General features: G+C 61.1%; 21 protein-coding genes. 7 read left to right on the top strand and 14 right to left on the bottom strand.

Going from position 1 to position 21,371, the window contains the following annotated elements; genetic code table 11:
• The first annotated feature begins 13 nt into the window (after positions 1-13).
• Entirely contained in the window at positions 14-898 is an 885-nt protein-coding gene (locus tag AACY08_RS01525) for a 1-aminocyclopropane-1-carboxylate deaminase/D-cysteine desulfhydrase (RefSeq protein ID WP_339467525.1), read from the top strand.
• Between the two features lie 191 nt (positions 899-1,089).
• Here the strand turns inward: AACY08_RS01525 and AACY08_RS01520 are convergent, their stop codons facing one another.
• The 3 genes from AACY08_RS01520 to AACY08_RS01510 form a co-directional block, all read right to left on the bottom strand.
• Positions 1,090-1,656 (bottom strand): cytochrome b, encoded by a 567-nt coding sequence (locus AACY08_RS01520; RefSeq protein ID WP_339467523.1) that lies wholly within the window; start codon positions 1,654-1,656, stop codon positions 1,090-1,092.
• A gap of 114 nt (positions 1,657-1,770) precedes the next feature.
• Complete coding sequence (phnX, locus tag AACY08_RS01515; protein ID WP_339467520.1) at positions 1,771-2,598, bottom strand: phosphonoacetaldehyde hydrolase; 828 nt, start codon at positions 2,596-2,598, stop codon at positions 1,771-1,773.
• Positions 2,595-3,719, bottom strand: coding sequence for a 2-aminoethylphosphonate--pyruvate transaminase (locus AACY08_RS01510; RefSeq protein ID WP_339467519.1), 1,125 nt, complete (start codon positions 3,717-3,719; stop codon positions 2,595-2,597). The genes phnX and AACY08_RS01510 overlap by 4 nt, the downstream gene beginning before the upstream one ends.
• A 113-nt stretch (positions 3,720-3,832) precedes the next feature.
• On the opposite strand from AACY08_RS01510, the gene AACY08_RS01505 reads away from it, so the two are divergent.
• Both AACY08_RS01505 and AACY08_RS01500 read left to right on the top strand, forming a co-directional pair.
• Complete coding sequence (locus AACY08_RS01505; RefSeq protein ID WP_339438285.1) at positions 3,833-4,690, top strand: LysR substrate-binding domain-containing protein; 858 nt, start codon at positions 3,833-3,835, stop codon at positions 4,688-4,690.
• Between the two features lie 100 nt (positions 4,691-4,790).
• The gene (locus AACY08_RS01500) at positions 4,791-5,498 is read left to right on the top strand and encodes a YebC/PmpR family DNA-binding transcriptional regulator (protein ID WP_049712595.1); all 708 of its coding nucleotides are present in this window, start codon (positions 4,791-4,793) and stop codon (positions 5,496-5,498) included.
• A gap of 116 nt (positions 5,499-5,614) precedes the next feature.
• Here AACY08_RS01500 and AACY08_RS01495 read toward each other — a convergent pair whose 3' ends face one another.
• From AACY08_RS01495 to AACY08_RS01480, 4 genes are all read right to left on the bottom strand, one after another.
• Positions 5,615-6,907 carry a protein kinase gene (locus tag AACY08_RS01495; protein ID WP_339467518.1) on the bottom strand — a complete coding sequence of 431 codons (1,293 nt, stop codon included), beginning with the start codon at positions 6,905-6,907 and terminating at the stop codon, positions 5,615-5,617.
• Positions 6,908-6,946: 39 nt separating this feature from the next.
• Entirely contained in the window at positions 6,947-8,041 is a 1,095-nt protein-coding gene (gene zapE / locus AACY08_RS01490; RefSeq protein ID WP_339467516.1) for a cell division protein ZapE, read from the bottom strand.
• A 120-nt stretch (positions 8,042-8,161) separates the two neighbouring features.
• Positions 8,162-8,899: an anti-sigma factor family protein gene (locus AACY08_RS01485; RefSeq protein ID WP_339417959.1), complete on the bottom strand. Its 738-nt coding sequence runs from the start codon at positions 8,897-8,899 to the stop codon at positions 8,162-8,164.
• Positions 8,896-9,402 carry a sigma-70 family RNA polymerase sigma factor gene (locus AACY08_RS01480; protein ID WP_339417958.1) on the bottom strand — a complete coding sequence of 169 codons (507 nt, stop codon included), beginning with the start codon at positions 9,400-9,402 and terminating at the stop codon, positions 8,896-8,898. The genes AACY08_RS01485 and AACY08_RS01480 overlap by 4 nt, the downstream gene beginning before the upstream one ends.
• Before the next feature lie 167 nt (positions 9,403-9,569).
• Here AACY08_RS01480 and AACY08_RS01475 point away from each other — a divergent pair, with 167 nt between their 5' ends.
• On the top strand, positions 9,570-10,652 hold the full coding sequence (locus AACY08_RS01475) for a catalase family peroxidase (RefSeq protein WP_339467515.1): 1,083 nt from the start codon (positions 9,570-9,572) through the stop codon (positions 10,650-10,652).
• Complete coding sequence (locus tag AACY08_RS01470) at positions 10,649-11,188, top strand: cytochrome b (RefSeq protein ID WP_339467514.1); 540 nt, start codon at positions 10,649-10,651, stop codon at positions 11,186-11,188. The genes AACY08_RS01475 and AACY08_RS01470 overlap by 4 nt, the downstream gene beginning before the upstream one ends.
• Here AACY08_RS01470 and AACY08_RS01465 read toward each other — a convergent pair.
• Positions 11,090-12,361 carry an MFS transporter gene (locus tag AACY08_RS01465; RefSeq protein ID WP_339467512.1) on the bottom strand — a complete coding sequence of 424 codons (1,272 nt, stop codon included), beginning with the start codon at positions 12,359-12,361 and terminating at the stop codon, positions 11,090-11,092. The two genes, AACY08_RS01470 and AACY08_RS01465, sit on opposite strands and share 99 nt — an antisense overlap.
• 99 nt (positions 12,362-12,460) lie before the next feature.
• Between AACY08_RS01465 and AACY08_RS01460 the strand changes: the two genes are divergently transcribed.
• A complete protein-coding gene (locus tag AACY08_RS01460) occupies positions 12,461-12,913 on the top strand; it encodes a winged helix-turn-helix transcriptional regulator (RefSeq protein ID WP_339417953.1) in 453 nt (150 codons plus the stop codon).
• On the opposite strand, the gene AACY08_RS01455 is transcribed toward AACY08_RS01460, so the two are convergent.
• On the bottom strand, positions 12,910-14,061 hold the full coding sequence (locus AACY08_RS01455) for a M14 family metallopeptidase (protein WP_339467510.1): 1,152 nt from the start codon (positions 14,059-14,061) through the stop codon (positions 12,910-12,912). The genes AACY08_RS01460 and AACY08_RS01455 overlap by 4 nt on opposite strands.
• Positions 14,062-14,526: 465 nt before the next feature.
• Positions 14,527-14,877 carry a DUF6124 family protein gene (locus tag AACY08_RS01450; protein ID WP_339467509.1) on the bottom strand — a complete coding sequence of 117 codons (351 nt, stop codon included), beginning with the start codon at positions 14,875-14,877 and terminating at the stop codon, positions 14,527-14,529.
• 130 nt (positions 14,878-15,007) lie between these two features.
• On the opposite strand from AACY08_RS01450, the gene AACY08_RS01445 reads away from it, so the two are divergent.
• Positions 15,008-15,640 carry a LexA family protein gene (locus AACY08_RS01445; RefSeq protein ID WP_339467741.1) on the top strand — a complete coding sequence of 211 codons (633 nt, stop codon included), beginning with the start codon at positions 15,008-15,010 and terminating at the stop codon, positions 15,638-15,640.
• On the opposite strand, the gene AACY08_RS01440 is transcribed toward AACY08_RS01445, so the two are convergent.
• The 4 genes from AACY08_RS01440 to AACY08_RS01425 all read right to left on the bottom strand — a co-directional run bounded on the left by AACY08_RS01440 (position 15,637) and on the right by AACY08_RS01425 (position 21,259).
• Positions 15,637-17,562, bottom strand: a complete 1,926-nt coding sequence (locus AACY08_RS01440; RefSeq protein WP_339467508.1) for an acetyl/propionyl/methylcrotonyl-CoA carboxylase subunit alpha — start codon at positions 17,560-17,562, stop codon at positions 15,637-15,639. The two genes, AACY08_RS01445 and AACY08_RS01440, sit on opposite strands and share 4 nt — an antisense overlap.
• Entirely contained in the window at positions 17,559-18,365 is an 807-nt protein-coding gene (locus AACY08_RS01435; RefSeq protein WP_339467506.1) for a gamma-carboxygeranoyl-CoA hydratase, read from the bottom strand. The genes AACY08_RS01440 and AACY08_RS01435 overlap by 4 nt, the downstream gene beginning before the upstream one ends.
• Before the next feature lie 15 nt (positions 18,366-18,380).
• Positions 18,381-19,985 carry a carboxyl transferase domain-containing protein gene (locus tag AACY08_RS01430; RefSeq protein ID WP_339467505.1) on the bottom strand — a complete coding sequence of 535 codons (1,605 nt, stop codon included), beginning with the start codon at positions 19,983-19,985 and terminating at the stop codon, positions 18,381-18,383.
• A 110-nt stretch (positions 19,986-20,095) separates the two neighbouring features.
• Positions 20,096-21,259, bottom strand: a complete 1,164-nt coding sequence (locus tag AACY08_RS01425) for an isovaleryl-CoA dehydrogenase (protein WP_339467502.1) — start codon at positions 21,257-21,259, stop codon at positions 20,096-20,098.
• Positions 21,260-21,371: the final 112 nt, after the last annotated feature.

The raw sequence follows: 21,371 nt of genomic DNA, 5'->3' as shown, positions 1-21,371 counted from the left end.
CAGATGTTTCCCGATGGGCCCCTTCGATTGGTTTCCCCGCGCACCGCTTGAACCCTTGCAACTGGATTGGCTGCAAGGGGTCGAGCTGGCCGTGTTGCGCCTGGATTGTATCGACCCGCTGATCAGTGGCAACAAATGGTTCAAGCTCAGTGGGCATTTAGCGCAGGCGCAAAACGCCCGCGGCATCATCAGCCTGGGCGGCGCTTACTCCAACCATTTGCACGCGTTAGCCGCTGCCGGCAAGCGTTTTGACTTCCTCACCGTAGGCCTGCTGCGCGGGCATCCACAAGACACCCCTACTGTCCTCGACTTGAAGGCTTTTGGCATGCAATTGCATTGGCTGGGTTATGGCGGCTACCGCGCGCGCCATGAGCCGGACTTTTGGCTGCCGTGGCGTGAGCAGTATCCCCATCTGCATCCCGTGCCTGAAGGCGGCGGCGGTAGTGCGGGTGCATTGGGTTGCTCCGTGTTGGTCGAGCAGGTGCGGGCGCAATTGCCCGCGCGGGGGTGGGCCGATTACGACGCTTGGTGGTTAGCTGCGGGCACTGGCACCACATTGGCCGGCCTGGTGCTGGCAGAGGCGGGGGCACACACGGTGTACGGCGCCATGGCGGTGCCGGATGATCACGGTGTGGCGCAGAACGTCGAAGCGATCGTGCAGGGAGGTTATGAACTGTTGGACGCTAGTCGCGGGGGCTTTGCCAAAGTTGATCCGTTGCTGCTCGATTTTATCGACGCTACGCAGCAGGCCTGCGGTGTGCCCTTGGAGCCGCTCTACACCGGCAAGGCGTTACTGGCGTTGAAGCTGCAGATCGAAGCCGGGCGCTTCTCCCCCGGCACACGCCTGATCTTCGTCCACACCGGCGGCCTGCAGGGCTGTCGAGGGTTCAATGCCTGACGCAGAACCCTTGTGGGGCTGGCTTGCCTGCGAAGAGGGTGTATCAATTGACATTCTGTAGCTGACCTACCGCCTTCGCAGGCAAGCCAGCTTCCACATTTGAACCGGTAACCCCTGATAAAACCAGGTCGCCTGTCAGACCGTCACAGATACAACGCAGCACATGCTACCCATGCCGCAATAGAGGTCCATCATTCAGCTGTTTTCCTGGCAAACCGACCCGGTATCATCCGCAACGCCGTGTTATCCCGCAGGATGTAATGGTGAGCAATCCCCGCCAGTGCATGCAGCCCGATCAGCCAATAACCGACTTTGCCGAACCAGACATGCCAGCCTTCAATCTGCTTGGCGAGGTCCTTGTTCTCGCCAATCAACGGCGGCAACTCCATGCCATAGAAACTCACCGAATGCCCCTCGGCACTGACAATCAGCCAACCGGCAATCGGCATGCCGATCATCAACGCATACAACGCGACATGCATCAGCGTAGCCAGCAAACGCTGCCATTGTGGCGGTGCAGGTAGGATCTTCGGTGCCACGCCCAGGCTGCGCGCAAATAACCGCAGCCACACCAGCACAAACACGGTAAGGCCAAACATAAAGTGCATTTCGACGATCAACGTTCGCGCACCGCTGCCTTTCGGAAACTGGCCGCGCAGTTCAATGCAGGCGTAGACCACTGCCAGCAGCACCACCATCAACCAGTGCAACGCGATCGACAGGGTGCTGTAGCGCGTATCGGAGTTTTTCCACGGCATCGCTGTGTTCCTCACTTATCAGGTCATACCTCCGTTCTTTAATGACGAAGTCCTTTTAATGTAAGCCTGTTTTGTGCGTTTTACCCGGTGCGACTGCGCTTTTCTTGACCTCGGTCAGTGGCTCTGCGGCATTTCCCCACGCGCCAGGCGCGCATTGATGTCGGCGATCACCGAAGGCAGGTCGTTGATGGTGTCGATCAGGTAGTGCGGGCGCGAGCCTTCGAACATCGCTTCGACGCGCTTGCGCTCGCTGGCCAGGGTCGCGGCGTCAAGGGCGCTGAACTGCGCGTAGGTCAATCCCAGTGCGTTGCCTGAACAGGTCAGGGCAACGGTCCACATGCCGGCGCGGCGGCCTTCGAGGATGCCCGGCACCGTGTCGTCAACCTTTACGCACGCTGCCACATCATCGATACCCAGCGCGATCACATTAGTCAGCGCCTGGGCCGGCCAGGGGCGACCATTGGGCACTTCATCGGTGGCCACTACATGATCGGCGATATAACCGTTGGTGGCCGCCAGTGCGACGACTTTATCCATCACTTGTTTGGGGTAGCCGGAGCAGGAACCGATCTTTATGCCTTGCACGCGCAGCCGTGCGATGGTGTCGAGGGCACCGGGAATAAGCGTCGAGTGCTCGGCGATCTTCTCGATCTGCAATGGCATGAAGCGTTGGTAGATGGCGGTTACGTCGTCATCGCTCGGCGTGCGGCCGAAGGCTTTGCGGTAGCGTTCGGCGACCTGCGGCTGGTCGCACAGGGTGCGGATGTGGTCCCACTTGCCCATGCCCATCGGGCCTCGGGCTTCTTCGATGGAGACTTGCACGTCGAATTCGGCAAAGGCTTCGACAAAAATCTGCGTCGGTGCGAAGGAGCCGAAGTCGACCACGGTGCCGGCCCAGTCGAGGATCACAGCTTGCAGGGCGTTGGGGTTCTGGTAGTTCATGCGTTTGTTCCGAAGGAAGAGAGGGTGATGCCCATGGCTTGCAGTACTTCGCCAATGGCGGTGACGGCGGCGTTCATATCGGTGGCATCGACATGGCCGATGCAGCCCACGCGAAAGGTTTCCACCTGGGTCAACTTGCCCGGATACAGGATGAAACCCTTCGCCTTGACTCGTTCGTAAAAATCCTTGAATTGATAGCGCGGGTGTTGCGGAGCGTGGAAGGTGACGATGATCGGCGCCTGGATCGCCGCCGGTAGGAAGCTGCGCAGGCCCAGTTCGGCCATGCCATCCAGCAGCACCTGGCAGTTGCGTGCATAGCGTTGATGGCGCGCGGGCAGGCCGCCTTCTTCAACGTACTGCAGCAGCGCTTCGTGAAGGGCTGCGACCACGTGGGTCGGCGGGGTGAAGCGCCATTGGCCGGTCTTGGTCATGTAGCTGTGCTGGTCAAACAGGTCCATCGCCAGGGAATGGCAGTTGCCTTGGGCCGCGGCCAGCGCGGTTTTTTCGGCGAAGACAAAACCCATCCCCGGCACGCCTTCCAGGCATTTGCCGGAGGCGGCAATCAGAGCGTCGAACGGCACTTCTCGGGCGTCGATCGGCAGCGCACCAAAGGAACTCATGGCGTCGATGATCAGGCGCTTGCCGTGGTTTTTAATGACTTGGGCGATTTGCGGCAGTGGGTTGAGAATACCGGTGCTGGTTTCGCAGTGGATCAGCGCGACGTGGGTGATGGCCTTGTCGGCCTGCAGCAGCCGGTCGACGTCGGCGGCGGTGGTCGGTTTGTCTTCGGCGGTTTCAAAGGTGCTGAAATCGCGGCCGAGCACTTCGCAGATCCGTGCCAGGCGCTTGCCATAGGCACCGTTGATCAGCACCAGCACCTTGGCGTTGTGCGGTACGAGGGTGCCGATGGCGGCTTCGACAGCGAACGTGCCGCTGCCTTGCAATGGCACGCAATGGTGACTGTCGGCGCCGTTGAGAATCGCCAACAGGTGTTCGCACGCACTGGCGGTGAGCTGGTTGAAACGGTCATCCCATGAACCCCAATCCACCATCATTGCCTGACGGGTCCGGGCGGAGGTGGTCAGGGGGCCAGGGGTCAGCAGGATCGGCGCGGTGGTCATCTCAAATTCTCGCAAGGCATCGGGGGCTGAAGCTACGGCGCCTAAATTGCAGTTTGGCTTGTCATCAATCAAATTGTTTGTTGTTATACGAGCTATCAGTGAGGCCGATAGCTATGAATCTGTTTCAATTGCGCGCATTCGATGCCGTGGCCCGCGAAGGCAGTTTTACCCGTGCGGCGGCGCGGCTGTTCATCAGCCAACCGGCGGTAACCGGGCATATCAAGGCTCTGGAAGAGCACTACCAGATCCCGTTGCTGCGGCGTACCGCACGTCGGGTAGAGGTGACGCAGGAGGGCGCGCGCCTGGCGGCGATCACGCGGGCGATCTTCGGCCTGGTGGATGAAGCACAGGCGATGCTGGAGGCCAACCGGCAATTGCTCACCGGGCGCCTGGAAGTGGCGGCGGACGGCCCGCATCTGGTGATGCCGATGATCGCCAGCCTGCGCGCGCGTTACCCTGGGATTACCGTCAACCTGCGCTTGGGCAACGCCCAGGAAACCCTGGCTGCGTTGTTGTCCGAGCATGCGGATGTGGCGGTGCTCACCGAAGTGGAGCCGCGTAATGGCCTGCATCTGCTACCCCTGAGCGAGTCGCGGATCTGTGCGCTGGTGCCTGCCAGTCACCCCTGGGCGACGCTGCCCAAGGGTATCCGCCTGGATCAGCTCAACGACGTGATCATGGTGCTGCGCGAGCCCAGCTCCATCACCCGGCGCACCTTTGATGACGCCTGCCTGGCTGCCGGTGTACAGCCCAAGGTGCTGCTGGAACTCGACAGCCGTGAGGCGGTGACCGAGGCCGTTGCTGCCGAATTGGGCGTAGGCGTGGTGTCGTCGATGGAAGTCAGCCCCGACCCGCGCGTGTGCGCCGTGCCGATCCAGGGCGAAGGGCTGCTGAATCACCACATGCTTGGCTGCATGGAGCGGCGGCGCTCATTGCGCTTGACCCAGGCATTTTTCGAGTTGGCACCCTGACGGTTTTTTGGTGGAACGATGCGTTCTTGCGCTATAAACTCTGCCCCCAAAGCGCCGGCCAGTAGACGTTTCGGCGCGATGGACGAAAAGAGAGTGAGTCATGGGCGCACAGTGGAAAGTCAAACATAAAGAAGCGGCATCCAATGCCAAGGGCAAGATCTTCGGCAAGCTGGTGAAAGAAATCACCATCGCCGCCCGCAATGGCGCCGACACCGCGACCAACGCCCACCTGCGTCTGGTGGTGGAACAGGCCAAAAAGGCCTCGATGCCCAAGGAAACCCTGGAACGCGCGATCAAGAAAGGCGCCGGTCTGCTCGGCGAAACCGTGCAATACCACCGTGTGACCTACGAAGGGTTCGCCCCGCACCAGGTGCCGCTGATCGTCGAGTGCGTGACCGACAACATCAACCGCACCGTGGCTGAAATCCGTGTGGCGTTCCGCAAGGGGCAACTGGGTGCCTCCGGCTCCGTGGCGTGGGACTTCAACCACGTCGGCCTGATCGAAGCCTCGCCGGACAGCCCGGACGCCGATCCGGAAATGGCCGCGATTGAAGCCGGGGCCCAGGATTTCGAAGACGGCGAAGAAGAGGGCACCACCCTGTTCATCACCGAAACCACCGACCTGGACGCCGTACAAAAGGCCTTGCCGGAGCAGGGTTTCACCGTGCTGTCGGCCAAGCTGGGTTACCTCTCGAAAAACCCGGTGAGCGGTTTGAGCGCCGAGCAGATGGCCGAAGTCGAAGCCTTCCTGGAAGGCCTGGACAACCATGATGACGTGCAGGATATGTTCGTCGGTCTGGCTGGCTGAAACGCGGTAAAAAGTGCGGCAGCTGGCTTGCCTGCGATAGCGGTGTATCAGTCACTGAAAAAGTGAATGACACGAGCTCATCGCAGGCAAGCCAGCTCCCACATTTGAATCGAGTTTCAGTCCCGGTTCAGCAGTGCTTCGATTTCCTCGAACCCTGGCCGCGCCAGTACATCAGGCTGACAGCAGCTTTCTTGCAGCGTCATCAATTCGCTGCTCACCGGCTCCTCAACCCGCTCCAACAACTCCCCCAGCAACACGCCGAACGCTCGCACTTCAATGCGCTGCAACGCCTTGGTTTCCAGGGTGCTTGCCGTGCCATGGAATGAAGCCGCGCCAAAGTCCCCCAGCAGGCAATCACCCGCTTCATTCCATAAAATATTGTGGCCGTAGAGGTCGCCATGGGTAATGCCATGACGGTGCAAATGCGCAGTCACCGAAGCGATGCCCCGTGCCATGCGCAAGGCCACTTCAAGACTGAGGCGCATGCCCGGTTCGTAGATATCCCGGGTGCACGAGGCCAGGCTCGGCAGGGCTGCAAGGTTGCGGTAGCTCGGGTCGATCAGGTCCATCACCAATGCGGCCTGGTCATCAGGATGGCCGATAACGCGGCCTTCTACCGTGATCAGGTTGGGGTGCAACCCGGCGGCGATGCAGGCTTGCATTTCGTGCAACGGTGAGCCGTCGCTGGTGATGGTGCCTTTATAGAGTTTGACTGCGACGGGTTTGCCTGACGGTTTCCACAGCGCTTTGCGGATAACGCCGGAAGCGCCTTCACCGAGGACTTCGGCCAGTTCCAGTTCGGACCAAGGAATATTGGGGGTGGCGTCATCACCTGCCACCTCCATCGCCATTTCCACCGGGTTACCGGCATAGGCCAGCCAGGTCAGGCTTGGCAGGGCCAGTAGCCATTCCGGCAGCTGGGTGAGGCGGTTGGAGGCGATGCGCAGCAATTCGAGGTTGTGGCAGTGGGCCAGGCTCTCCGGCAGGTGCACCAGGTGATTGCCGGCCAGCATCAGCTTTTGCAGCAGCGGGCGCTTGCCCAGTTCGTCGGGCAATTGGCTGATGCAGTTATCGGTCAGGATCAGCCAGCGCAACAACGGCGGCAACGCGGCGGCAGGCACGTGGCGGATCTGGTTGGCCTTGAAGCCGATCATGCTCAGTCTCGTGCATTCGCCCAGGCAGGCTGGCAGTTCAGTAAAGAGGTTATCCGAGCAAAACAGCACGCGCAGGTGAGGCAGGCGGTGCAGATCGTCGGGCAGGCTGCTCAGGGCGTTACCGCTGAGGTTGAGGATCTCCAGCGAGTCGGCCAGTTCGAAAATTTCCCGGGGGAATTCGGTCAGTCCACAGGACAGGTCCAGCCGCGTGATACCGGCCAGTTGGCCGGCCTTGAGTTGGGCGAGGGTATTCATGAACGGCGCAGTCACTCGGCAAGGTGGCGTGAATGGCGTTCATGATACCGGGTCGCGCGAGCGTTGCGGGCCGGCCTGTTGCAATTGTCCGAGACGGCTGGCGGTGCGGGCGAGGTCGATGGCTTTGCCACCCAAGGCAAGGTTGAGGGGCTGCTCGCCGATCAGAATCAGTTGCTTGTCCCGGTCGTAGAGTACGTCCACCAGATTGATGAATCGCTGCTGCACGGCAATCGGGCACTCCGCCAGTTGTGGCAGGCCGTCGATGATCCAGTCATCGTAGTCCTGGCAGAGCAGCAAGTAGTCCGTCACTGCCGTCAACTGTTCGCACAGGTCGTTGAAGGTGAAGGCAATGGAGCGGCCTGTATGGCGGCGACATATCAAGGTTCGAGTGCCGACGGGCAAGGGCTGAGGCGTGCAGTCTACAGCGGTCAAACCGAGTGCTTCGCGCTGGCTCGCGGTCCCCGGCCAGACGTAGTGACCGCTGGTAAAGCGTTGCGCGCTCCGAGTCTGGGGCAGGCTGCGAAAATCCTGGGGCGAGCTGACTTCCAGCACCTCCATACGCGCGGCGATCAGGTCGATCACCGGCTTGAAGCGCTCGTGATACAGGGGGTTGGGTAGCAAGTCTTGCGGCGCATAGTTGGACGTTACCAGCACCAGCACACCGCGTCCGAACAGGGCCTTGAACAGCCGAGATATCAACATGGCATCGCCGATGTCGTGGACGTGGAATTCGTCGAAACACAGCACCCGGCAGTCCGTCAGCAGTTCATCCAGGGTCAAGACCAGGGCATCGTCTTGCCCGCGATGCTTGAACATGCCGCGATGCAGTTGGGCAAAAAAGTCATGGAAGTGCACACGTTGCTTCTCGGTAATCGGCAACGCCTGAAAAAAGCCATCCAGCAGCCAGCTTTTGCCGCGGCCCACCGGCCCGTGCACATACAGGCTGCGGGTGGGCTGGCCGGCGAGCAGGGTCTTGGTTTCACGGGCCAGGGCGGCAATGGCGCGGGTTTGGCCGCTGCTCAGAGTAAAGCCCTGTTGCTCGGCTTTTTGCTGAAAGAATGCAGGGATGGGCGAGTCGTCGAGGCTGTCGGTTCTTTTACCGAGGAGGCGACGGATAAGGGGAAGCACGGCCAATGCAAGTCACTCTGTATTTCAGTGGTCGCTTACTGTAGGGCGCCCGCCGCGATTTGACCAATAGAGCTAGGTGCCGCTGGGCGGCACCTGGCTCGATAGCATCGTGTTGGGCGTGGGCTTCTAGAACTTCAGCATCTGCGGGGTCGGCTGGCCCACGGGGCTGACCACCGCATAGTTGTAGCCAGCGCCGGACCAGTATTGGGCCTGCAAGCCATCGGCGCGGCGGCTGCCACTGGGCAGGAAACCGTTATCCGGGCCAGGCGGGCGGATGTAGAAACTGATGCGCCGCCCTTGCGGGTCTTCGTAGAGCACCATGGCGGCGGCACCTTGCTCGGTAGTGAGCAGGCGCCCGCTGACCGGCCTGAAGCCCGATGCGCTCAGGTCAGGCAGGCGGTGCGCCTGGTTGAAGTAGCGGTCTAGCCAAGCCTGCATCGTGCCGTCGCCCTGAACCTTGTAGTCGGCGGGCATGATGCCGTCCTGGGCAAACAGGCGGAAGGCTTGCATCGCATCGGCCATCGGCAACAGAGGCGGCTGAGTGGCTTCACGGGCGTGCCAGCCACCCAGGCCACCGAGGCTGACGGCGATCAATAGCATGGCTGCCGTAGCGAAATGGCGGCGCGATTGGCGCTTGATGCGCTGGCGAATCAGTGCCGGGTCCAGGTCCGGGTTAGCCGGCTGTTGCAGGGCACCGCCCAATGCGGCGCGCAGCAATTGCGCGTCGTGCTGCCAGGCGTGGACCTGGGCGGCGACGTCCGGATGGGCCGCCAGATAGGTTTCCAGGACACGGCGATCACTTTCCAGCAGTTGGTGATCGACGTAGGCATGCAAATCGCGTTCGCTGGGGGGCAGGCTGATCATTTGAGTATCCGCAGGGAAGGGCTGGCAATTTCGCCATCACTGAGTTGACGCAGGGCTTGGCGTGCTCGGGACAGGCGCGACATCACGGTACCGATGGGGACATCGAGGATCTCGGCGACTTCCTTGTAGCTCAAGCCTTCGACCGAGACCCACAGCAGCAGGGCGCGCTGCTCGGTGTTGAGTTGATCGAAGGCTTGCAGGGTTGACTGGGCGATCACCGTACGTTCGACCGACGGCTGTGCATCATCACGCCCGGTAAAGAATTCCAGCATGCGTGCGTAGCGCCGTGTGCGGCGGTGGGTGTCGAGAAACTGCCGATAGAGGATCGAGAACAGCCACGCGCGCAAGTCGCCTTCGACGCGTTTGTCGGCCCAACTGATGATCGCCCGTTCCAGGGTCGACTGCACCAGGTCGTCGGCGCTGCTGGTGTTACGCGTCAGGGACACGGCAAAGCGCCGCAGCCTGGGGATGAGTTCACGTAACGGTTCGTCGAGTTCATGCATGGGGAGCTGGCTGTTCACTACGCTGGGACTAGAGAGACGTGCGGCGATGAAGGTTATTCCCGTTGCCGGGAAATAAATCCAAGGCCAGGGAATAGAGCCAATCGGCGTTCGTCTTAATGCTCCGACCTTATGTTCACCCCTACGGCCTTTGGCCCTGGAGTTTCTTCATGGTAGATCACTCATCACCGCCCCGTCCCCCCTTGAGCACGTCGAGCCTGATCGCGCGCCTGGCGGGTATCGGAGCCGTGGTTGCGGTTATGGCGGGGGCATTTGCCTACGTCAATGGCACCCTCGACCCACAGCGCTTGCGTCCGAAAACCCTGGTCAATGCCTTGGAAACCAACAACGGTGTCCACCCAGGCTTCCGGCGTAACCATGCCAAGGGCGTGTGCGTGGCCGGGTATTTCGAGAGCAGCCCCGAGGCGCGTGCCTACTCCAGTGCCCAGGTGTTCAACGAGGCCAAGACCCCGCTGATCGGCCGGTTTGCCTTGCCCAGCGGCAACCCCTATGCGCCGGACAGCAGTGTGCCGATCCGCAGCTTTGCCGTGCAATTTAGCCAATCCAACGGCCAGCAGTGGCGCACCGGCATGAACAGCATGCCAGTGTTCCCGGTGGGTACGCCCGAGGCGTTCTACCAGATGCTCAAGGCCGGTGCGCCGGAGCCTTCCACCGGCAAGCCCAACCTGGCGAGCATGCCGGCGTTCTTTGCGGCTCATCCCGAGACGGCGCCGTTCCTGGCGTGGGTCAAGACCGCCAAGCCTTCCGCCAGTTATGCGACCGAAACCTACAACGGTATCAACGCGTTTTACCTGGTGGGCGCCGATGGCAAGCGCCAGGCCGTGCGTTGGGGCGTGGTGCCACAGCGTCAGGATGCAGCGGGCGATACCGCACCTGCGGGCAGCGATTTCCTGGAAAAAGACCTGGTGCAACGCCTGTCCGCTGGACCGTTGCGTTGGCAGTTGAACATGACCTTGGCCAATCCCGGTGACCCGCTGGACGATGCGAGCAAGACCTGGACCGGCGAGCATAAAGTCATCAATGCCGGCACCCTGGTGCTGCAAAGCAGCCAGGCTCAGGCCGATGGCGATTGCCGCGATATCAACTTCGACCCGCTGATTCTGCCCAGTGGCATCGAAGCCTCCAATGACCCGTTGCTCGCGGCACGTTCGGCGGCGTATGCCAGCTCGTACCTGCGCCGCGCCGGTGAAGTCAGCCCGTTGCACAGCGCCCCTCAGGAGTCGAAGCCATGAATGACCAACCACGGGTTTTCGCCCCCCTGGCGCGCCTGCTGCACTGGCTCATGGCGCTGATGGTCATCGCCATGCTGTTTATCGGCGCGGGCCTGGCGGCGTCGGTTTCGGAGCGGCATGAATGGTTGATCCACCTGCACAAGCCGCTGGGTATCGCGATTCTGGCGCTGGTGATCGTGCGGCTGGTGGTGCGCTTCTCCACGCGCCAACCACCGTTGCCCGCCGACGTACCGCTGTGGCAAGTGTTGGCAGCCAAGGCGTCTCACCTGGTGCTGTATGCCTTGATGCTGGTGTTGCCGCTGCTGGGTTGGGCGATGATTTCGGCGGCGGGCGACCCGGTGATGCTTAGCAGTTCAGTGCAGTTGCCGGCGCTGGTGGGGGCAAATGCGCCTTTGTTTGCGGTGCTGCGCAAGGCCCATGGGTTCCTGGCCTATCTGCTATTCCTCACCGTGTTGTTGCACTTGGCGGCGGCGCTGTTCCATGGGCTGATTCGCCGTGACGGCGTGCTTCAAAGCATGACCGGCAGCAAAGACTGAGACCGGTTTCGGGGGCAGTGTGGTCAGCCAGTAGATCAACGCCAGCAGGTTGATCGCCGCGCCCAGGCCGCACACCCCGATCCACCCGGCCCAGGCATACATCGCCGTGGCACTGACCGATCCCACCGCACTGCCCACTGAGTAAAACACCATGTAACCCGCCACCAGCCGACTCTGTGCATCGGGGCGTACCGCATAGATCAGGCTTTGGCTGGTGACGTGCACGGCCTGCAAGCCCAGGTCGAACACAATCACCCCCAGCGACAGTGCCCACAGAGACGATTGGGTAAAACCGATGGCAACCCAAGAGAGCAGCATGAGCAGCAGTGCCGTGCCGCTGACCCATTGGGCGAAGCCCTTGTCGGCCAGGCGTCCGGCGTGCGCGGCACCCAGGGCTCCGGCGGCACCGGCGAGCCCGAAGAGGCCGACCTGCGTGTGCGAAAGCGACAGCGGCGGGGCGCTCAAGGGCAGTACCATTGGCGTCCACAGGACGGTGCCGGCGGCGAAAATCAGCATCGCCAGCACGGCGCGGTCACGCAGGACTTTTTCCTCTTTGAACAAGCTGAAAACCGAGCGGATCAACGCGCCATAGGTGCCGGTTGCCTGCGGTTGCTCCGTGCCTGGCAGCACTCTCCACAGCAGGATCGCCATCAATAACGTCAGGCCTGCCGACAGCAGGTACACCGAACGCCAACCCGCCAGGTCAGCCATGGCGCCTGAAACCGAGCGCGCCAGCAGCAAGCCGACCACGATACCGCTGGTAACCAGCCCGACCACGTGCCCGCGCTGTTCAGGCGACGCCAGATGGGCCGCGAATGCCACCAGCACCTGGGCGATAACGGCCAGCAGCCCGGTGAGCACCATGCCGGCCAGCAACCAGAAACTGTTGCAAGACAACGCCACCACCAGCACGGCGAGCGTGGAAAGCAGCAGTTGGGTGACGATCAATTTGCGCCGGTTGAGTAAATCCCCGAGAGGCACCAGCAGCAACAGTCCCACGCCATAGCCGACCTGGGTGAGGGCGATGATGATGCCAACGGTGGCGTGATCCATGGCGAAGGTCTCGGCCATGGCGTCGAGCAGCGGCTGCGCGTAGTAGACGTTGGCCACCGACAGGCCACAGGCGATGGCGAACAGCAACACCACGGCGCCGCTCAAGGGGGATGAGGGCATGCGGCTTATCCTTGTGTGGTTCTAAAATGAAACCAGTTGCACGGTAAGGATTCCGGTTTTATATTGCAACCACATTATTGATCCAAGACAGGCAGCCTGATGGTCAACCTCACCCGTTTTGAAAGTGCCGAATGCCCGGTGGCGCGTTCGTTGGATGCCATTGGCGATGGTTGGTCGTTGCTGATCATTCGCGACGCGTTTGATGGCATCCGTCGCTTTAGTGAATTCCAGCGCAGCTTGGGGATGGCCAAGAATATTCTGTCCACGCGCTTGCGCAGCCTGGTGAACCATGGCGTGCTAGAGGTCGTGCCGGCGTCGGATGGTAGTGCGTATCAGGAGTACGCCCTCACGGAAAAGGGTCAAGGCCTGTTCAACGTGATCATCGGGTTACGGCAGTGGGGGGAAGGGTTTTTCTACGGGGCAGGCGAGGCGCATTCGGTGATGGTAGACCGCGCCCAGGGTGAGCCGCTGCGAGCGCTGGAATTGCGCTCCGCGGATGGACGCTTGCTGGGGCCCGAGGATTGTCGGCGGGTGCCCGCCGAGTCGGTTTAACGCAGCTCGTCGACGATAGAGGCCACGGTGCTCAACACATCCTTGCCCAACTGCATCGAGCGTTTACCTGACCAACCGGTGTGCGGGTTGGGGGCGTCGTCGTTGTCCTTGAAGGGCATTTCCAGGGTCAGGGACAGGCAGTCGTATTGCTCGCCTACCGCGTTGCAGGCCAGGCTCATGTTGGCTTCTCCCGGCAGGTCGCGGGTGTAGCCGTAGGTGGTCTGGAAGTCGCGGGTCAGGCCACTCAAGTGGCTGCGGAAATGTTCTTCCAGCGCCACGATGCGCGGGGTATAGCCGGGGTTGCCTTCACAGCCAGCGGTGAATACGTAGGGGATTTCCTCGTCGCCGTGGATATCGAGGAACAGGTCAACGCCGTACTTTTCCATTTGTTGCTGCACGAACAGCACTTCCGGGCTGTTCTCCTGGCAGGCGCTCTGCCAGGCGCGGTTGAGGTCCTGGCCCATGGCGTTGGTGCGCAGGTGGCCGTGGAAGGCGCCGTCCGGGTTCATGTTGGGCACCAGATACAGGTCGGCGACTTTCAGCAGCTTTTTCATCTCATCGTCGCCGTCCTGTTGCAGGCGTTCGATGATGCCTTCCATAAACCATTCGGCCATGTGCTCGCCGGGGTGCTGTTGAGCGATGATCCAGATCTTGCGCCGGCCTTCGCCCCCTTTACCCCGCCGTAGCAGCTGGATATCACGGCCTTCAACACTTTTACCGGTGACCAGCAGTTGGGTGCCAGTGCGGTTCAGGGCCTGCTCGATCAGCCAGTCGTGACGCTCGCGGCTATAGGGTTCGAAATAGGCGAGCCAGGCATTTTTTTCGCGGGTCTCGAGGCTGATATGCAGGATTTCCCCATCAAATCGCGAAGGTACCCTAAACCAATTGATGTGGTCGTAGGACGCCACGGCGTTGTAGCCGCTCCATGCGTTGGGGTAGGAGGACTGTCCCGCGTTGCTCAGGCGAAAGGTATGGGTGTGGCCCACATGCATGCCTTCGGCCTTGAAGTGGAACCATTGGTAATGCGCGCTGCATGTATCGGGTTTGATTGCCAGCAACAACTGATAGGCATCGTGGGCATCCAGTACCTGGATATTGCCACTGTCGAAGTCGGTGCTGATTTTGATGGAGGTCAAGGCCACGGTCATAGTCTGGTTGCCTGAATATGAGTGTTGTGGCGGCTATATTACACAGGAGTCTGGTAAAGATCGGATGCAAAATTGTTGCGAGAGGGAGGGGGCGTCTTCCTTGACGCCGCGGCAGCTTAGAATCTATGAGATTGATTCTCAAGCGCTAATTCGCAAAGATGTGGGCTAGAGCTATCCGCTGGCTTTCTTTTGGCGATGGTCGTTTGCTACCATGCGCGCCATCAAGTCGCACACAGTCTTCATTAGCCTGAAGCCACGCCAGGGAAACTGGCAAAAAAAAGACCCGGCCAAAGAGCCGGGTCAAAAACCGTGATTAGCCTGATGAGGAGATATTCCAAGAGTCCGACCTAAGGTCCCTTGGTCTATCGACTGATCTCGCGATCAGCTAGGCCCAATAATAATCATTATCATTTGCAAGTCAAATGTTTTTATCCTTGGGATAGAAATATTTTTTCTAACCGCCAGTTATCTATTCGCTTGAGCCTCTGGCACTTGCAACGACCGCTCCACCATCGCCTTCGCCATATCGATCAAATACACCACTGAAAACGCCATGTCACGATGACTGCCCTGATGGCTGCTCGCTGATGCATAGGCCGTGGCCGCAGCGCTGCGCAACAGCTCCGAGGCGTGCACCAGGGCATCCTCCTGGCTGATGCCTGCATTGATGGCAAACAAGGCCTTTTCAGGGGTTGATGTCGACATATCCTCTTTCAAGTAAAAGTCCAACGCACGCTTGGCGGCACCGCTGCTGAGCAGGTCGTGCAATTCGTCGTCTTCCGGGATTTCAGGCAGGAGAAGCGGGCTTGTCGTCATAAGGGGCGGTACTCTGGGTGGGTGTCGAAAACCTTATGTCCGATGATAGTACGTATCGTATTTATGTCGTTTTATGGATTACTACAAACTGTTTATTGCCCTGAAAACTACGTCACGTATTGTCAGCCCCATGGATAACTGGATCGCGTTGGTCAAGGCCAACATGGAAGACCGCAAGGTCACGCAAGGTGAGTTGGCTGAACGCTTGGGTATGTCCCAGGGGGGCGTGGGCCATTGGCTCAACAAGCGCCGTGCACCCAGCCTGGCGGACATGAACCGGGTATTGGCGGCGTTGGGCCTGGGCTACCTGGAGGTCGCGCTGGATATTCGCGAGCGGGTCGATGAAGTGCCTCAGGAGAAAAACTACAACCCGTATTTCCGCTATCCGGTCAGCGACTGGAAAGGGCTGTGCGAAATCCGCGAAGAGCGAATGCCTTATGGCACCGCCCGCTTCGAGTTGACGGATTATCATGCCCACGGCGATGCCTTTTGGCTGCCGGTCACAGGCGATGCCATGACGGCACCCAGCGGGCTCAGCGTGAGTGCGGGCATGATGATTCTGGTCGATCCGGCCATTGCCGCCGAGCCCGGCAAGCTGGTGGTCGCCCAATGGGCCGATAGCCCGCAGGCGACCTTCCGTCAGCTGCTGGAGGAGAGCGGCCAGCTCTATCTGGTGCCGCTCAATCCGACTTACCCGAAACGGCAGTTCACCGGCGATTGCCGCATTCTTGGCGTCGTTGTGCAGGCCACGGCAAAGTTCTAGCCCGCTGTTTCCAGCTCCACCAACGCGCAACCTTCGGCAACCATTTCGCCTTCCTGGCAGAACAGCGCCTTGACCACTCCAGCCTGGGGCGCGCGAATGCTGTGTTCCATCTTCATAGCCTCCAGCACCACCAGTTGCGTGCCGGCCTCCACGTTGTCCCCGACCTGCACCAGCACGCGCACGATGCTGCCGTTCATCGGTGCCGTAAGGCCACCTTGATGAGCGCCGCTGGCGTCGACCGCTGCAATCGGGTCAAACAGGCTGACGGCATGCACCTCGCCGTCCCAACGCAGGTACACCGTGCGGTCGTGGCGCACAGCCAGATGGCCAAGGCGCACGCCCTGGTGCTCGATCAACAACTGTTCACCGCGCAATTGCGCGGTATCGGCAGCGAGTGTCACCAGCCGATCCTGACCATTGCAGCTCAAATGCAGCGAAACCTCGGCAGGTAAACCGGCACGAAAGCCTCGCTTATCTGCCCAAGGCCCTTCACCGGCCGGCAAGGTCTGTATGAACGCCGCGCCCGCTGCCTGCCAGAACTCATTGCTCAGTTCGCCAGGTGTCGGCAGCAGCTCATCCTGATAGCGCGGAATAAAGCCGGTATCCAACTCGGCTGCCGCAAACGCCGGATGCCCGATAATGCGCCGCAAAAAGCCCAGGTTGGTCTTCAGGCCACCCACGGCAAACTCATCCAGCATGCCCAGCAGGCGCAGGCGCGCCTGTTCACGGTCCTCGCCCCAGGCAATCAGCTTGCCCAGCATCGGGTCGTAGTAGGGCGACACGCTATCGCCTTGCTCGACACCGCTGTCCACGCGGCGGCCAGCGCCCGACGCCGATTCGCGGTACAGCGTCAGGTGCCCGGTGGCGGGCAGGAAATCATTGGCCGGGTCCTCGGCATACAGGCGTACTTCGATCGCATGGCCGATCAGCGGCACCTGCTCCTGGGTGATCGGCAGCGCCTCGCCCTGAGCGACACGAATCTGCCAGGCCACCAGGTCGAGGCCGGTAATCGCCTCGGTCACCGGATGCTCCACCTGCAGACGCGTGTTCATCTCCATGAAGAAGAACTCACCGCGAGCGTCCAGCAAAAACTCCACGGTACCTGCGCCGACATACCCGATGGCCTGGGCCGCACGCACAGCGGCTTCGCCCATGGCTTTGCGTTGTTCAACACTCAAGCCTGGAGCCGGCGCTTCCTCGACGACTTTTTGGTGGCGCCGCTGTATCGAGCAATCCCGTTCATTGAGGTACAGGCAATGCCCATGCTGATCGGCAAACACCTGGATCTCCACGTGACGCGGCTTGAGCAGGTATTTTTCAACCAGCATCTGCCCATTGCCGAAAGACGACAGCGCCTCACGTTGTGCCGAGGCCAGGGCCTCGGCCAGTTGGCTGACGTCCTCGACCACCTTCATGCCTTTGCCACCGCCACCGGCCGTGGCCTTGAGCAGTACGGGGTAGCCGATACGCTCGCAGGCCGCGCGGAAGGTTTCCAAGTCCTGGGCCTCGCCGTGATAACCCGGCACCAGCGGCACGCCGGCGGTTTCCATCAGCGCCTTTGCAGCCGACTTGCTGCCCATGGCATCGATGGCCGAGGCGGGCGGCCCGAGGAAGATCAAGCCGGCGGCTTCAATCGCGCGGGCAAACCCGGCGTTCTCCGACAGAAAACCATAGCCTGGGTGAATTGCCTGGGCGCCACTGGCCTGGGCGGCGGCGATCAGTTTATCGATTTGCAGGTAACTGTCAGTGGCCTTGCTGCCGCCCAGGTCGACACGGATATCTGCCTCGCGACTATGTCGCGCATCGCGGTCGGTGGCGCTGTGTACGGCCACGGTTTTCAGGCCCATGGCCTTGGCGGTGCGCATCACGCGGCAAGCGATCTCGCCACGATTGGCTACCAGCAGGGTCGTCAATAGGCTCATGAAAGCGGCTCCTGGAGCTTCCAGTTCGGAGGACGTTTTTGCAGGAAGGCGCGCAAACCTTCCTGGCCCTCGGCACTGACGCGAATGCGCGCAATCGCATTTTCGCAATAGCGGCGCAGGGCCGGGGTGAGGGCGCCGTTGCCGACTTCGCGCAGCAAGTCTTTGCTGGCACGCATTGCCGCCGGGCTGTTTTGCAACAGGTTGGCGACCCACTGCTCCACCTGCTGGTCCAGCGCGTCGATTGGGTAGCTCTCCGCCAGCAAACCGATATCCCGTGCGCGCTGGCCGCCAAAGCGTTCAGCGGTCAGCGCATAGCGCCGTGCCGCGCGTTCACCAATGGCCTGTACCACAAACGGGCTGATCACCGCCGGCGCCAAGCCAATGCGCACTTCCGACAGACAGAACTGCGCATCGTCCGCGCCAATCGCCATGTCGCAGCAACTGATCAGGCCCAGTGCGCCGCCGTAGGCCGCGCCTTGTACCACCGCCAGTGTCGGGATTTTCAGCTTGGCCAGGTTGTACATCAGCTCCGCCAGTTCGCGGGCGTCGTCCAGGTTGGTGTGGTAATCCAATTCGGCCGATTGCTGCATCCAGGCCAGGTCTGCGCCGGCACTGAAGTGCTTGCCTCGCCCGCGCAGGACTAAAAAGCGCAAGGACGGATCGCCTTGCACTTGGTCGAGGGCGATGATCAGTTCGCGGATCATCTGGGCGTTGAATGCGTTGTTCTTGGCTTCACGACTGAGCCACAGCGTGGCAAAACCACGGCTGTCGGTGATCAGTTCGAGGGTATTGAAATCGCTCATGGGGTGCAGCTCCATTTACATGCGGAACACGCCGAAGCGGCTCGGCTCGATGGGGGCGTTCAGCGAGGCGGACAAGGCCAGGGCCAGCACGTCACGGGTCTGCAACGGGTCGATGACACCGTCGTCCCACAGGCGCGCGCTGGAATAGTAGGGGTGGCCCTGGGTTTCGTACTGGTCGAGGAGTGGCTGCTTGATCGCGGATTCTTCTTCGGCGCTGAAACCAACGCCCGCGCGTTCAGCCTGCTCACGTTTTACCTGCACCAGCACGCCGGCCGCCTGTTCGGCCCCCATCACGCCGATGCGTGCGTTCGGCCACATCCACAAGAAACGCGGGTCATAGGCACGGCCGCACATGCCATAGTTACCGGCACCAAAGCTGCCACCGATGATCACCGTGAACTTCGGCACCTTGGCGCAGGCCACTGCGGTGACCAGCTTGGCGCCGTGTTTGGCAATGCCGCCAGCTTCGTATTTCTGCCCGACCATAAAGCCGGTGATGTTCTGCAGGAACAGCAGGGGAATGCCGCGCTGACAGGCCAACTCGATAAAGTGCGCGCCTTTTTGCGCCGCCTCGGCAAACAGAATCCCGTTGTTGGCCAGTATCGCCATCGGGTAGCCGTGCAGGTGCGCAAAGCCGCACACCAGCGTGGTACCGAACAGTGCTTTGAACTCATCGAACACCGAGCCGTCGACCAGCCGTGCGATCACTTCGCGTACGTCAAAGGGCTGCTTGGCGTCGGCCGGGATCACACCGTAAAGCTCTTCGCAGCTGTACAGCGGTGCTACGGGCGTGCGCTGCAACAGTTCGCCCTGCTTGCGCCAGTTGAGGTTGGCCACGCTGCGCCGGGCCAGCGCCAGGGCGTGTTCATCGCTGTCGGCGTAGTGGTCGGCCACGCCAGAGATCTTGCAGTGAACATCGGCACCGCCGAGGTCTTCGGCGCTGACTACTTCACCGGTGGCAGCCTTCACCAAAGGCGGTCCGGCGAGGAATATCGTCGCCTGGTTGCGCACCATGATTGCCTCGTCCGCCATCGCCGGCACATAAGCACCGCCGGCGGTGCATGAGCCCATTACCACGGCAATCTGCGGGATGCCTTGGCCGCTCATATTGGCTTGGTTGAAGAAGATCCGCCCGAAGTGCTCGCGGTCCGGAAACACTTCATCCTGACGTGGCAGGTTGGCGCCACCGGAGTCCACCAGGTAAATGCACGGCAGGCGATTCTGCTCGGCGATGGTTTGCGCGCGCAGGTGCTTTTTTACAGTCAGGGGGTAGTAGGAGCCGCCTTTTACGGTGGCATCGTTGGCGACAATCATGCATTCGACGCCCTCCACGCGGCCGATCCCGGCAATTACGCCAGCGGCGGGCACATCTTCGCCATACACCTGATAAGCGGCCAATTGGCTGAGTTCGAGAAACGGCGAGCCTGGGTCGAGAAGGCGGTTGATGCGCTCGCGTGGCAGCAATTTGCCGCGCGACGTGTGCCGTTCCTGAGCCTTGGCGCCGCCGCCTTGCTGCACATGGGCGAGCAGGCTGTGCAGGGCGTCGACCTGTTGGCGCATCGCCGCGCTGTTGGCGGCAAACTCCGCCGAGCGTGGGTTGAGCTGGGTGTGTAAAAGCATGGCTTACTCCGTAGGCGTTGCGAGCTACGAACTGCAAGCTGTCAGCCACAAGCTGCAAGTAAACGCGGTCCTCTTGCAGCTTGAAGCTTGGCACTTGCGGCTGACGAAATTCATTTCGTCTCGTTAAAGAGTTCGCGGCCGATCAGCATCCGGCGGATCTCACTGGTGCCGGCGCCGATTTCGTACAGCTTGGCATCGCGCAGCAGGCGCCCGGCAGGGAATTCGTTGATGTAGCCGTTGCCACCGAGAATCTGGATCGCATCGAGGGCCATTTGTGTGGCGCGTTCGGCGCTGTAGAGGATCACCCCAGCCGCATCCTTGCGCGTGGTTTCGCCACGTTCGCAGGCCTGGGCCACCGCGTAGAGATAGGCGCGGCTGGCGTTGAGTTGGGTGTACATGTCGGCGACCTTGCCCTGGATCAGCTGGAATTCGCCGATGCTCTGGCCGAACTGCTTGCGGTCGTGGATGTAGGGCACGATCAGGTCCATGCAGGCCTGCATGATCCCGGTGGGACCACCGGAGAGCACCACGCGTTCGTAGTCCAGGCCGCTCATCAGCACTTTCACGCCGCCATTGAGTACACCGAGGATGTTTTCTTCGGGCACTTCGACGTCATCGAAAAACAGTTCGCAGGTGTTGGAGCCGCGCATGCCTAGCTTGTCGAACTTGTTGCTGCGGCTGAAGCCTTTCCAGTCGCGCTCGACGATAAACGCGGTGATGCCGTGGGCACCTTTTTCCAGGTCGGTCTTAGCGTAGATCACGTAGGTGCTGGCGTCAGGGCCGTTGGTGATCCAGGTCTTGCTGCCGTTGAGCACGTAATGATCGCCGCGCTTATCCGCGCGCAGTTTCATCGAGACCACATCGGAACCGGCGTTCGGCTCGCTCATGGCTAACGCGCCGACGTGTTCGCCGCTGATGAGTTTGGGCAGGTACTTGAGTTTCTGTTCGTGGTTGCCGTTGCGGTTGATCTGGTTTACGCACAGGTTGGAGTGCGCGCCATAGGACAAGGCCACCGACGCCGAACCGCGGCTGATTTCTTCCATGGCCACCACGTGCGCCAGGTAACCCAGGCCGGCGCCGCCGTACTCTTCTGGCACAGTAATGCCTAACAGGCCCATGTCGCCGAACTTGCACCACAGGTCCGCTGGGAACAGGTTGTCGATATCGATCTGTGCCGCACGGGGCGCGATTTCCTTGCCCACGAACGACTGCACCTGGTCACGCAGCATGTCGATGGTTTCACCGAGAGCGAAGTTCAGGGACGGGTAACTCATGGACGGGCACCTTAATGTGAGCGTTGTTTTTGTGTGGATGGCGCGCCAGGGGAGGGCGTTCACCTTTACGTTAACGTAAGCTTGCGTTAAGGCGCTGTCAATCGTAGTTTAC

It is taken from the genome of Pseudomonas sp. EL_65y_Pfl1_R83, assembly GCF_963970695.1.
GTDB classification, from domain to species: Bacteria; Pseudomonadota; Gammaproteobacteria; order Pseudomonadales; family Pseudomonadaceae; genus Aquipseudomonas; species Aquipseudomonas tritici.
This window is presented reverse-complemented; position numbering and strand designations above follow the sequence as displayed.